The organism is Pseudomonas sp. NCHU5216 (genome assembly GCF_052156495.1).
In the GTDB taxonomy this organism is placed as follows: Bacteria; Pseudomonadota; Gammaproteobacteria; order Pseudomonadales; family Pseudomonadaceae; genus Aquipseudomonas.
Window position 1 is genome coordinate 309,274 of sequence record NZ_JBQLIX010000001.1, and the last position, 11,438, is coordinate 320,711.

Consider the following 11,438-nt stretch of genomic DNA (forward strand, 5'->3'; position numbering starts at 1 on the left):
CGCGATTTCGCGGATAAATCCGCTCCTACACAAGCGGGCCAGGCGCCGTCGATATAGTTTTTCGTGGTCGTTTCGTCGATTTCCGGGAACCCTTGCACGGATGCATAACCTTAAAACCCATGTCACCCATCAGTCGGCTCCTTTTCAAGCATGATCGCAGCCCCTACCATGCCGATGACTCAATCCGCGAGCCGCTCCATGCGTAGTCCTTATTGGCTGTTCATCGTGCTCATCCTGTTGCTGGCCGGCCTGCAGTATCGTCTGTGGGTGGGCGAGGGCAGCCTGGCGCATGTCAGCCGTCTGCAGCAGCAGATCGCCGAGCAGAAAGGCGAGAACCAGCGTCTGCTGGAGCGTAATCGCATCCTCGAGGCCGAGGTGATGGAGCTCAAGCGCGGCATGGAAACCGTCGAAGAGCGTGCGCGGCAGGAGCTGGGCATGGTCAAAGAGGGCGAAACCCTCTATCTGCTGACCAAATGAGCGTGCCGTTCTGGCTGGTCATCCCGGCCGCTGGAGTGGGCGCGCGCATGGGTGCCGACCGGCCCAAGCAGTACCTGCAGGTGGCCGGGCGCAGCATTCTGGAACATACCCTCGCTTGCTTTCTCGACCATCCGGGGCTGCTCGGTGCCGTGGTCTGCCTGAGCCTGGACGACCCCTTCTGGCCGACTCTGCCTGTGGCCAATGACCCACGCGTGCGCCGCGCGCCGGGCGGGCGCGAGCGCGCCGACTCGGTGCTGGCCGGCTTGCTGGCGCTGCAGCAGGGCGGGGCGGATGCTCAGGACTGGGTGCTGGTGCATGATGCCGCGCGGCCCAACCTGGCACGCAGCGACCTCGACCTGTTGTTGAAGACGCTGGCCACGGATGCGGTGGGCGGGCTGCTGGCGGTGCCGGCGCGCGATACGCTCAAGCGTGCCGATGACCAGGGGCGGGTGGCGCAGACGGTGGATCGGGCGGTGATCTGGCAGGCCTACACGCCGCAGATGTTTCGCCTGGGGGATTTGCGTCAGGCCCTGAGTGCCGCCCTGGCGGCGGGGGTGCCCATCACCGATGAAGCTTCGGCGCTGGAGTGGGCGGGCAAGGCGCCACGCCTGGTGGAGGGCCGGGCGGATAATCTCAAGATAACCCGCCCGGAAGATCTGCAATGGCTGCACCTGGCCTGGGCCGGGCGCAGCCTGGGGTGACTGTCAGGCGTGTCGCTGCTGACGCTTGATATTGCGTTCCAGCACCGTCCCCAGTTTCTCCATGGCGCCTTCCAGCGCCTGTTCCAGGTTGTCGCCGTTGTGGCTCACCGAAACCGGATCACGGCCTTTGAGCCGCGCTTCGGCCTGGCAGCGTTTATCTAGACCGCCGCCTTTGTGGCTGTTCTCGTCGTTGAAATGCAGTTCGATTCGCGTCAGGTGATCCTCGAAACGTCGTAGCCTGAGCAGCACACGGCCACGCACCTTGTCCGCCAGCGCAGCGGAGCCGTGGATGTGGTTGTCGCTGTTGACCATGACTTGCATAAGTTACCTCCGGTTTCGCTGAAAGCGATGCCAGGGCTGGGGGCATCACCTTTATTCTGGCCGCAAACGTCGGCAGTTGTTCCCGCTTCGCTGTGACAATCTGTTGCTTCAACTATATTCCGGGCGCTGCGCCAAACCCTGCTTGAGGTGCTCGACCAGTTGCCGCACCTTGGGCGAGAGCAGGCGTTGCTGCGGGTAGACCGCCCAGACGGCGGTGTTGGGCGGCCTGTGTTGTTCCAGCAGGGAGATCAGCGCACCGCTGCGCAAATGTTCGAGCACGTAGTAGTCCGGTAGCTGGCACAGGCCGAAGCCGCGCAGGGCGGCATCGAGCACCGCCTCGCCGCTGTTGCAGCGCCAGTTGCCCTGTACCCGCACCTGCGCCTCGCGTCCGCCTTCGGCGAAGTTCCAGTGATCGCTGCTGCCGATCAGGCAATTGTGTCGGCTGAGTTCGGAGAGCGAATGGGGGCGGCCGTAGCGCTGCATGTAGTCCGGTGCCGCGCACAGGTACATGACCCGAGGAGCCAGGCGCGTGGCCACCAGCCGCGAATCTTGCAGGCGACCCAGGCGGATGGCCAGATCCAGGCCTTCGTGCAGCAGATCCAGCGGGCGGTTGCTCAGCTCGATCTCTACGCGCAGTTGTGGGTGGCTTGCCATGAACTGGTTGACCAGGGGTACGATGAAGCGCTCGCCATAGGCCACCGCGCAGGTCATGCGCAGCAGCCCCTTGGGTTCGGCGCCAAGGTCGCTGACGGCGCGCAGGGCTTCTTCGCGAGCATCCTGCAGGCGCTGACAATGCTGCAGGAAGGTCTGGCCCGCCTCGGTCAGCGCCACGCGCCGGGTGCTGCGGTAAAACAGGCGGCTTTGCAGGCGTTCCTCCAGGCGTGCCACCTGGCGGCTGACCTGCGAGGTGGACAGCCCCAGACGTTCGGCGGCCGCGCTGAACTGACCGCATTCGGCCACCGCGACGAATTCGTCGAGCCCTTCCCAGCGATTCATCTGTGTTTCCTTCCGGTAGCCCGGATGCAATCCGGGGATGCTTGATCTGGTGTGCCTTTCGGTTCTGGCGGAGCGAAATATTATCCCTGTATGGCAATAATGTTTTGCTGGGATGCCGATTGTCTCTCAGAAAGCTTGAACTAGACTGCCCGCCATTGTCCACGACTCCACTGGAGAGCTGTCATGATTAAATCCCGCGCTGCCGTCGCCTTCGCCCCGAACGAGCCACTGAAAATCGTTGAAGTGGATGTCGAGCCGCCCAAGGCTGGTGAAGTGCTGGTACGCATCGTTGCCACCGGCGTGTGCCATACCGATGCCTACACCCTGTCCGGTGCCGACTCCGAAGGGGTGTTCCCGGCGATTCTCGGTCACGAGGGGGGCGGCATCGTCGAAGCGGTGGGCGAGGGCGTCACCTCGGTGAAGGTGGGTGACCATGTGATTCCGCTGTATACCGCCGAATGCGGCGTGTGCAAGTTCTGCAAGTCGGGCAAGACCAACCTGTGCAGCTCGGTACGTGCCACCCAGGGCAAGGGCCTGATGCCGGACGGCACTACCCGCTTCAGCTACAACGGCGAGCCGATCTACCACTACATGGGCTGCTCGACCTTCTCCGAGTACACCGTGCTGCCGGAAGTGTCCCTGGCGGTGATCCCCAAGGAAGCGCCGCTGGAGAAGGTCTGCCTGCTGGGCTGCGGCGTGACCACCGGCATCGGCGCGGTGCTCAACACCGCCAAGGTGGAAGAGGGCGCCACCGTGGCCATCTTCGGCCTGGGTGGTATCGGCCTGGCAGCCATCATCGGCGCCAAGATGGCCAAGGCCTCGCGCATCATCGGCATCGACATCAACCCGGCCAAGGAAGCGGTTGCCCGCGAACTGGGCATGACCGAGTTCGTCAACCCGAAGGAGCACGACAAGCCGATTCAGGACGTCATCGTCGAGATGACCGACGGCGGCGTCGACTACAGCTTCGAGTGCATCGGCAACGTGCAACTGATGCGCGCGGCGCTGGAGTGCTGCCACAAGGGCTGGGGTGAGTCGGTGATCATCGGTGTGGCGCCGGCGGGTGCCGAGATCAGCACCCGCCCGTTCCAGCTGGTTACCGGTCGAGTTTGGCGCGGCAGTGCCTTCGGTGGCGTCAAGGGCCGTAGCGAGCTGCCCAGCTACGTGGCGAAGGCGCAGAGCGGCGAAATCCCGCTGGATACCTTCATCACTCACACCATGGGGCTGGACGAGATCAACCAGGCCTTCGACCTGATGCACGAAGGCAAGAGCATCCGTACCGTCATCCATTACTGACCAGCGGTAAGCGACAAGCTTCAAGCGGCGAGTGGCCTTGCGGCCGCTCGATGGTAGGGTGCGCTGCGCGCACCGCTAACCCCTGGTGCGCATGGCGCACCCTACGGAGTATGGACATGACTCTGGAAAACATTTCCTGTCAGAAGAGCTTCGGCGGCTGGCACAAGCGTTACCGCCATCGTTCCAGCAGCCTCAACTGCGACATGGTGTTCGCCGTCTACCTGCCGCCGCAGGCCGAGCAGGGCGGCAAGCTGCCGGTGCTGTACTGGCTCAGCGGCCTGACCTGCACCGACGAGAACTTCATGCAGAAGGCCGGCGCCCAGCGCCTGGCCGCCGAGCTGGGGCTGATCATCGTCGCGCCGGACACCAGCCCGCGTGGCGAGGGTGTGGCCGACGACGCCAATGGTGCCTACGACTTCGGCCTGGGGGCTGGCTTCTACGTCAACGCCACCCAGGAACCCTTCGCTCGTCACTACCGCATGTACGACTACGTGGTGCAGGAGTTGCCGGCCTTGATCGAGGCCAACTTCCCGGTGTCGGACAAGCGTGGCATCGCCGGTCACTCCATGGGTGGTCATGGCGCGCTGATCTGTGCGCTGAAGAACCCAGGGCGCTACCAGTCGGTGTCGGCGTTCTCGCCGATCAGCAACCCGATGAACTGCCCCTGGGGCGAGAAGGCCTTTTCCCTGTATCTGGGTGAGGAGCGTTCGCGCTGGCGCGAGTGGGATGCCAGTGTGCTGATCGCCGAGGCCAGCGAGAAGCTGCCGATCCTGGTGGATCAGGGCGATCGCGACGACTTCCTCGAAGGCCAGCTCAAGCCCCAGGCCCTGCAAGCGGCGGCCAAGGCTGCCGGTCACCCGCTGACGCTGCGCATGCAGCCCGGCTATGACCACAGCTACTACTTCATCGCCAGCTTCATCGACGATCACCTGCGGCATCATGTGGCCGCGTTGCGGCAGCTTTAAGCCGCAAGCCACAAGCGACAAGTAAAGGTTTGGTGGCAGTCGTAGCCCGGATGAAATCCGGGGGCGAATTTCCCGGATTTCATCCGGGCTACGGGTCAATGCGGTTAGAATCACGCCCTGACTTTTTCAGGGCGTTGTTCTTTATGCGTATCGGTCATGGCTATGACGTGCACCGCTTCGGCGAGGGCGATTTCATCACCCTCGGCGGCGTGCGGATTCCCCACAAATTCGGCCTCGTCGCCCATTCCGATGGCGATGTGTTGCTGCATGCGCTGAGCGATGCCCTGCTCGGCGCGGTGGCCCTGGGCGATATCGGCAAGCACTTTCCCGACACCGACCCGACCTTCAAGGGTGCCGACAGCCGTGCGCTGCTGCGCCATGTGATGGGCCTGGTGCGCGCCAGGGGCTATGTGGTGGGCAATGTCGACGCCACCATCATCGCCCAGGCGCCGAAGATGGCGCCGCATATCCAGAACATGCGCCAGTGCATCGCCGAGGATCTGGTCGTGGATCTGGATCAGGTCAACGTCAAGGCCACCACCACCGAGAAGCTCGGCTTCACCGGGCGTGAGGAAGGTATCGCGGTGCACGCCGTGGCCCTGTTGGTCAAGGCATGAACGAGCTGCAGTTGCTGGGGCCGTGCGCCCACGGCCAGGCCTGTGGCCGCGCCGTGCTCAAGGCCACGGCCGAGGACTTTCAGGTCGACGAGGTGCTGGACATCCCGCTCACCGGCCAGGGCGAGCATCTCTGGCTGTGGGTGGAAAAACGCGGCCTGAATACCGAGGACGCAGCCCGGCGCATCGCGCGGGCCGCCGGCCTGCCACTGAAGGCGGTCAGCTATGCCGGGCTCAAGGATCGTCAGGCGCTGACCCGGCAGTGGTTCAGCCTGCACCTGCCGGGCAAGGCCGATCCCGACCTGACGGCCGCTCAAGGCGATGATCTGGTCATCCTGCGCAGCCAGCGGCACAACCGCAAGCTGCAGCGCGGCGCCCACGCCGCCAATGGCTTCACCCTGCGTCTGACAGCGCTTGAGGCAGATCGCGATGCCCTGGAGCAGCGCTTGCAGCGCATCGCCAAGCAGGGCGTTCCCAATTACTTCGGCCTGCAGCGCTTCGGCTTCGATGGCGGCAATGTCGAGCAGGCCCGTGATTTCGCCTCTCGCCTGGAGCTGCCGGTGCAGCGCAACCTGCGTTCGCGCCTGCTCTCGTCGGCGCGCAGCTACCTGTTCAACCAGGTATTGGCCAGGCGCGTTGCGGCCGGTACCTGGAATCAGGCGCAGGTCGGTGACCTGCTGGCCTTCACCAACAGCCGCAGTTTCTTCATGGCGGGCGAGGCCGAATGCAGCGACCCGCGCCTGGCTGCGCTCGATCTGCACCCCACCGGGCCGCTGTGGGGCGACGGCCCTCTGCCGACCGCCGCTACCACCCTGGCATTGGAACAAGAGGTGGCCGAGGAGGGCGCAGCGCTGGTGCAATGGCTGGCCAAGGCGGACATGGCGCACGAACGGCGCATTCTTCGCCTCCCCATCGGCGGCCTGTCGTGGCATTATCCCGAACCCGATATTCTGCAACTTGCATTCGTCCTGCCGGCCGGGTGTTTCGCCACCGTGGTGGTGCGCGAATTGCTCGACCTGTTGCCAGCAGGGCAGACGGATACTCCATGCGAATTCTGATTTCCAACGACGACGGGGTGAACGCGCCCGGCATCGCCGCGTTGCACCAGGCCTTGGCCGATTATGCCGAGTGCGTGGTGATCGCCCCTGCCGAAGACCGCAGCGGTGCCAGCAGTGCGCTGACGCTCGACCGTCCGCTGCACCCGATGGCGTTGCCCAATGGCTATATCAGCCTCAATGGCACGCCGACCGACTGCGTGCATCTGGGCATCAACGGTTTGCTCGAGCAGAAGCCGGAAATGGTCGTCTCCGGCATCAACCTGGGCGCCAATCTGGGTGATGACGTGCTCTATTCCGGCACCGTGGCTGCGGCCCTGGAAGGACGCTTCCTGAGCAAGCCGGCGTTCGCCTTTTCCCTGCTCTCGCGCCTGCCCGACAACCTGCCGACCGCGGCCTATTTCGCGCGCAAGCTGGTCGAGGCTCATGCGACGCTGGAGCTGCCGCCGCGCACCGTGCTCAACGTCAACGTGCCCAACCTGCCGCTGGAGCACATCCGTGGCGTGCAACTGACCCGCCTGGGCCATCGCGCCCGCGCTGCGGCGCCGGTCAAGGTGGTCAACCCGCGCGGCAAGGAAGGCTACTGGATCGCTGCCGCCGGGGACGTCGAGGATGGCAGCCAGGGCACGGATTTCCATGCCGTGATGCAGGGTTACGTGTCGATCACGCCACTGCGCCTCGATCGCACCTTCAATGAGGCGTTGGAAACCATGGATGGCTGGTTGGAGGGCATCTTCTGATGCGCGAACAGGACGACATGCAACGCCGCGGGATCGGCATGACTTCGCAGCGAACCCGCGAGCGCCTGATTCAGCGCCTCTACGAAGAGGGGCTGTCCAATGCCCAGGTGCTCGAAGTGATTCGCCGCACGCCACGTCATCTGTTCGTCGACGAGGCGCTGGCGCACCGCGCCTACGAGGACACGGCGCTGCCCATCGGGCACAACCAGACCATCTCCCAACCCTACATGGTCGGGCGCATGACCGAGCTGCTGCTGGCGGCCGGGCCTCTGGACAAGGTGCTGGAGATCGGTACCGGCTCCGGCTATCAGACCGCCGTGCTGGCGCAACTGGTGGAGCGGGTGTTCTCGGTGGAGCGCATCCAGGTGTTGCAGGAGCGGGCCAAGGAGCGCCTGGCCGAACTCAGATTGCGCAACGTGGTCTTTCGCTGGGGCGATGGCTGGGAGGGCTGGAATGCGCTCGGTCCCTACAACGGCATCATCGTCACAGCGGCGGCGGCCGATGTGCCGCCGGCTCTGCTCAATCAGTTGGCCCCCGGTGGGCGCCTGGTGATTCCGGTCGGCAGCGGCGACGTGCAGCAACTGCTGGTGATCGTCCGCGAGGATGAAGGCTATTCCCGACACGTGCTCGATGCGGTGCGTTTCGTCCCTCTGTTGAATGGGCCGCTGGCCTGAAGGCCGTGGTCATCTGGAAGGATCCATGAAGAAATATTTCCTGCTTTACACCCAAGGCATCGCCATGGGCGCGGCCGACGTGGTGCCCGGCGTTTCCGGCGGTACCATCGCTTTCATCAGCGGCATCTACGACGAGCTGCTGCGCTCCATCGCCAGTGTGCCGGAGGCGCTCATGCTGCTGCTGCGGGGGCGTATCAAGGATGCCTGGGCAAAGGCCAATGCCACCTTCCTGGTGGTGCTGATGTCGGGCATATTGACCAGCATTCTCAGCCTGGCCCGCCTGATCACCTACCTGCTGGCGCATCATCCGGTGCCGGTCTGGTCGTTCTTCTTCGGCCTGATTCTGGTGTCGGCCTATCTGGTGGGACGCGATATCGGCCGCTGGAACTGGAGCCGTGTGCTCAGCTTCCTGCTTGGCCTGGGTTTCGCCTACTGGATCACGGTGGCTTCACCCGTGCAGTGGGGCAGTGATCCTCTGACCCTCTTCTTCGCGGGTGCCATCGCCATCTGCGCGATGATCCTGCCGGGGATCTCCGGCAGCTTCATTCTGCTTCTGCTCGGTCTTTACGCCACCGTGCTGGGCGCCGTGAAGAGTCTGGATCTGGCCGTGCTGGCGGTCTTCGCCGCCGGTTGCCTGGTGGGCATTCTCAGCTTCGCCAGGTTGTTGAGCTGGCTGCTGTCACGCTGGCGCGACCTGACCCTGGCATTCTTGACCGGGCTCATGCTTGGCTCGTTGAACAAGGTCTGGCCCTGGAAGGAGACGCTGAGCTGGCGGATCGACAGCAAGGGCGAGCAAGTGCCCTTGCTGCAGCACAACCTGTTGCCCGGCCAGTTCAGCGCAGTCAGTGGTCAGGACGCGCAACTGTTGCTGGCCATCGGCCTGGCGATTGCCGGTGTCGCTCTGGTACTGGGGTTGGAGTGGCTGGCCCGGCGCAAACCGCAAGAGGCTGGTTGATCCGGCCGTGCGGGTCGGGTCATATTGATGTTCAGGGATCGTTTCAGGGAGTACTGGGTGAGTCGCACAACCGTTCAAGCGCTGATTGCAAGAGCCGCCGATCTTCGTCTGCTCCTCGTGCTGTTGGGCGCTGTGCAGCTTTATGGTTGTGTCAGCTCGCCACCAGGCGGTGTGCAGGTGGTCGAGCGCGGCCAGAACCAGGGCAGGGCGCCGCTGATCCAGCGTCAGCCGGTGCGTACTGGGCAGTACGTGGTCAAGCGCGGCGACACGCTCTACTCCATTGCCTTTCGCTTCGGCTGGGACTGGAAGGCGCTCGCCGCGCACAATGGCTTGCGTGACCCTTATCTGATTCGGGTTGGTCAGATCATTCACTTCGGTAATCGCTCCTCTGGCCCGGCCGTGGTCGCCAGCGCCCCGAGCAACCCGGCACCCAGGGCGCCGGTCAGCGCACCCGTACCTCGCCAGCCTTCGCCCAGCACCCCGGAACCGGCGGCTACACGCCCGGCGCCGGCGGCTCCGGCCACCACGCCAGTCACCCCCGTCACCCGCTCTGCCAAGGGCTGGGCCTGGCCAACTCAGGGGGCGGTGATCAGCCGTTTTTCCTCAAACGGCAGTTTGAATAAAGGCATTGATATCGCCGGGGAATTAGGCCAGCCTGTTTTAGCTGCGTCTGATGGGTCAGTGGTATATGCCGGGAGTGGTTTGCGGGGCTACGGCGAGTTGATCATCATCAAGCACAGCGACACCTACGTGAGTGCTTACGGTCATAACCGCAGGCTATTGGTACGGGAGGGGCAGCAGGTCAAGGCCGGGCAACGTATTGCCGAGATGGGTTCCACGGGAGCCGACCGGGTGAAACTGCATTTTGAGATTCGCCGCCAAGGAAAACCTGTAGACCCGCTGCAATATCTGCCCAGTCGTTGATGTGTTGCCAGTTTCGTCCCAGCGCGTAGGAGGGACGGGCTCAGGTATGGCCAGGACGGTTCCGCCAGAGCTTGTTGTCGAACTCACACTGGGGCAACAATAATGGCACTCATTAAAAAAGAAGCGCCGGAGTTTGACGTCGACGATGAACTGCTCCTGATGGAGCCCGGAATCGTCCTGGACGAACTCCAGACCGACGAGGCGCCTGCCTCTTCGTCGCGCAAAGCCAAGCACTCCACGCCATCGAAGCAGCACAAACACATCGACTACAGCCGGGCGCTCGACGCCACGCAGCTCTATCTCAACGAAATCGGTTTCTCTCCCTTGCTCAGTCCTGAAGAGGAAGTGCACTTCGCGCGTCTGGCGCAGAAGGGCGATCCTGCCGGGCGCAAACGCATGATCGAGAGCAACCTGCGTCTGGTGGTGAAAATTGCACGACGCTACATCAACCGTGGGTTGTCGCTGCTCGACCTGATCGAGGAAGGCAACCTGGGCTTGATCCGTGCCGTGGAGAAATTCGATCCGGAACGGGGTTTCCGTTTCTCCACCTACGCCACCTGGTGGATCCGCCAGACCATCGAACGCGCGATCATGAACCAGACGCGCACCATTCGCTTGCCCATTCATGTGGTCAAGGAACTCAACGTCTATCTGCGAGCGGCCCGCGAACTGACGCAGAAACTCGATCACGAGCCCTCGGCCGAAGAGATCGCCAACCTGCTGGAAAAGCCGGTCGGCGAGGTCAAACGCATGCTGGGCCTGAACGAGCGGGTGTCCTCGGTGGACGTATCCCTTGGCCCGGACTCGGACAAGACGCTGCTCGACACCCTCACCGATGACCGGCCCACCGACCCCTGTGATTTGCTGCAGGATGACGACCTCTCCCAGAGCATCGACCTGTGGCTGTCGGATCTGACGGAAAAGCAGCGTGAAGTGGTGATTCGCCGCTTTGGCCTGCGTGGGCACGAGAGCAGTACGCTCGAAGAAGTCGGGCAGGAAATCGGCCTGACGCGCGAGCGGGTTCGGCAGATTCAGGTCGAAGCGCTCAAGCGTCTGCGCGAGATCTTCGAGAAGAACGGCCTGTCCAGCGACGCGCTCTTTCAGTAACGTCTCGCCCTGTTCCCATGAACCCGGCCCGTTGGCCGGGTTTTTTATTGTCCTGCTTCGTGGGAGCGAATTCAGGGGTGGGTTCTACCTCGAAGCGCTTTTTCACGGCTGGGCCACGGCAGCCAAGCAGCGGATCTTCGATCCTGCATGTCAGCCATCGCTTACATGCAGCGTCAGTTTTCAGGGCAAGCGGGCTCTGATCTTTGCCTGTTTTCTTGTGTGGAAATTTCAAGCCATTGATAGCGAAGACTATTTTCATGTCGATCAGTTTGGCGAGGTGACTGCTTGCCGTGTCGCACGGGGTTGAGCGCGAAACGAGGGTGAGTAATATCGAACCCGTGCTCAGGGAACGGCACAGGTTGTCAGGAAGATGATCAGGAACATCGCAAGAAGCGATTCATCAGGACGATGAGTTGGGAAATAGAGGGACTAGGGACAAAAAGTGGGCGGGTTTTCCCGCCCCTTTTTTTTGCCTGCGATTTGCCTGGGTCATGCTTGCCGATAATGACCTGAAAAAAGAGGCCGCTCGATGAGCGTAATGCTGTTCACTTAAGCATTTGAGCCCCCGCGGGGCTTCCACGAAAATCCGATGCCAGGCTTCTGGTATCGGATT

At 63.2% G+C, this 11,438-nt stretch carries 13 protein-coding genes; 11 read left to right on the forward strand and 2 right to left on the reverse strand.

Annotation, left to right across the window (positions count from 1 at the left end):
• Window positions 1-198 precede the first annotated feature (198 nt).
• Both ftsB and ispD read left to right on the forward strand, forming a co-directional pair.
• On the forward strand, window positions 199-477 hold the full coding sequence (ftsB, locus tag ACSVIK_RS01395) for a cell division protein FtsB (protein ID WP_268182490.1): 279 nt from the start codon (window positions 199-201) through the stop codon (window positions 475-477).
• Window positions 474-1,178 carry a 2-C-methyl-D-erythritol 4-phosphate cytidylyltransferase gene (gene ispD, locus ACSVIK_RS01400; RefSeq protein WP_442442572.1) on the forward strand — a complete coding sequence of 235 codons (705 nt, stop codon included), beginning with the start codon at window positions 474-476 and terminating at the stop codon, window positions 1,176-1,178. Before ftsB ends, ispD begins: the two co-directional genes overlap by 4 nt.
• A 3-nt stretch (window positions 1,179-1,181) precedes the next feature.
• Here ispD and ACSVIK_RS01405 read toward each other — a convergent pair whose 3' ends face one another.
• Both ACSVIK_RS01405 and ACSVIK_RS01410 read right to left on the reverse strand, forming a co-directional pair.
• On the reverse strand, window positions 1,182-1,499 hold the full coding sequence (locus ACSVIK_RS01405; RefSeq protein WP_442442573.1) for an HPF/RaiA family ribosome-associated protein: 318 nt from the start codon (window positions 1,497-1,499) through the stop codon (window positions 1,182-1,184).
• 108 nt (window positions 1,500-1,607) lie between these two features.
• Window positions 1,608-2,495, reverse strand: a complete 888-nt coding sequence (locus ACSVIK_RS01410; RefSeq protein WP_442442574.1) for a LysR substrate-binding domain-containing protein — start codon at window positions 2,493-2,495, stop codon at window positions 1,608-1,610.
• Between the two features lie 183 nt (window positions 2,496-2,678).
• Between ACSVIK_RS01410 and ACSVIK_RS01415 the strand changes: the two genes are divergently transcribed.
• The 9 genes from ACSVIK_RS01415 (at window position 2,679) to rpoS (ending at window position 10,825) form a co-directional block, all read left to right on the forward strand.
• Window positions 2,679-3,791: an S-(hydroxymethyl)glutathione dehydrogenase/class III alcohol dehydrogenase gene (locus tag ACSVIK_RS01415; protein WP_442442575.1), complete on the forward strand. Its 1,113-nt coding sequence runs from the start codon at window positions 2,679-2,681 to the stop codon at window positions 3,789-3,791.
• 116 nt (window positions 3,792-3,907) lie between these two features.
• A complete protein-coding gene (gene fghA / locus ACSVIK_RS01420; RefSeq protein WP_442442576.1) occupies window positions 3,908-4,756 on the forward strand; it encodes an S-formylglutathione hydrolase in 849 nt (282 codons plus the stop codon).
• 143 nt (window positions 4,757-4,899) lie between these two features.
• On the forward strand, window positions 4,900-5,373 hold the full coding sequence (ispF, locus tag ACSVIK_RS01425; protein ID WP_442442577.1) for a 2-C-methyl-D-erythritol 2,4-cyclodiphosphate synthase: 474 nt from the start codon (window positions 4,900-4,902) through the stop codon (window positions 5,371-5,373).
• Complete coding sequence (gene truD, locus ACSVIK_RS01430; RefSeq protein ID WP_442442578.1) at window positions 5,370-6,428, forward strand: tRNA pseudouridine(13) synthase TruD; 1,059 nt, start codon at window positions 5,370-5,372, stop codon at window positions 6,426-6,428. Before ispF ends, truD begins: the two co-directional genes overlap by 4 nt.
• On the forward strand, window positions 6,416-7,165 hold the full coding sequence (gene surE, locus ACSVIK_RS01435) for a 5'/3'-nucleotidase SurE (RefSeq protein WP_442442579.1): 750 nt from the start codon (window positions 6,416-6,418) through the stop codon (window positions 7,163-7,165). Before truD ends, surE begins: the two co-directional genes overlap by 13 nt.
• A gap of 38 nt (window positions 7,166-7,203) precedes the next feature.
• Window positions 7,204-7,839: a protein-L-isoaspartate(D-aspartate) O-methyltransferase gene (locus tag ACSVIK_RS01440; RefSeq protein WP_442442590.1), complete on the forward strand. Its 636-nt coding sequence runs from the start codon at window positions 7,204-7,206 to the stop codon at window positions 7,837-7,839.
• 25 nt (window positions 7,840-7,864) lie between these two features.
• Window positions 7,865-8,794, forward strand: coding sequence for a DUF368 domain-containing protein (locus ACSVIK_RS01445; protein ID WP_442442580.1), 930 nt, complete (start codon window positions 7,865-7,867; stop codon window positions 8,792-8,794).
• A 57-nt stretch (window positions 8,795-8,851) separates the two neighbouring features.
• Complete coding sequence (locus ACSVIK_RS01450) at window positions 8,852-9,718, forward strand: peptidoglycan DD-metalloendopeptidase family protein (protein ID WP_442442591.1); 867 nt, start codon at window positions 8,852-8,854, stop codon at window positions 9,716-9,718.
• 102 nt (window positions 9,719-9,820) lie between these two features.
• Window positions 9,821-10,825: an RNA polymerase sigma factor RpoS gene (gene rpoS, locus ACSVIK_RS01455; protein ID WP_442442581.1), complete on the forward strand. Its 1,005-nt coding sequence runs from the start codon at window positions 9,821-9,823 to the stop codon at window positions 10,823-10,825.
• Window positions 10,826-11,438: the final 613 nt, after the last annotated feature.

Bases quoted from the DNA above. Each gene is read 5' to 3' on its own strand.
- ftsB (WP_268182490.1), top strand. From the start codon at position 199: ATGCGTAGTCCTTATTGGCTGTTCATCGTGCTCATCCTGTTGCTGGCC.
- ispD (WP_442442572.1), top strand. From the start codon at position 474: ATGAGCGTGCCGTTCTGGCTGGTCATCCCGGCCGCTGGAGTGGGCGCG.
- ACSVIK_RS01405 (WP_442442573.1), bottom strand. From the start codon at position 1,499: ATGCAAGTCATGGTCAACAGCGACAACCACATCCACGGCTCCGCTGCG.
- ACSVIK_RS01410 (WP_442442574.1), bottom strand. From the start codon at position 2,495: ATGAATCGCTGGGAAGGGCTCGACGAATTCGTCGCGGTGGCCGAATGC.
- ACSVIK_RS01415 (WP_442442575.1), top strand. From the start codon at position 2,679: ATGATTAAATCCCGCGCTGCCGTCGCCTTCGCCCCGAACGAGCCACTG.
- fghA (WP_442442576.1), top strand. From the start codon at position 3,908: ATGACTCTGGAAAACATTTCCTGTCAGAAGAGCTTCGGCGGCTGGCAC.
- ispF (WP_442442577.1), top strand. From the start codon at position 4,900: ATGCGTATCGGTCATGGCTATGACGTGCACCGCTTCGGCGAGGGCGAT.
- truD (WP_442442578.1), top strand. From the start codon at position 5,370: ATGAACGAGCTGCAGTTGCTGGGGCCGTGCGCCCACGGCCAGGCCTGT.
- surE (WP_442442579.1), top strand. From the start codon at position 6,416: ATGCGAATTCTGATTTCCAACGACGACGGGGTGAACGCGCCCGGCATC.
- ACSVIK_RS01440 (WP_442442590.1), top strand. From the start codon at position 7,204: ATGACTTCGCAGCGAACCCGCGAGCGCCTGATTCAGCGCCTCTACGAA.
- ACSVIK_RS01445 (WP_442442580.1), top strand. From the start codon at position 7,865: ATGAAGAAATATTTCCTGCTTTACACCCAAGGCATCGCCATGGGCGCG.
- rpoS (WP_442442581.1), top strand. From the start codon at position 9,821: ATGGCACTCATTAAAAAAGAAGCGCCGGAGTTTGACGTCGACGATGAA.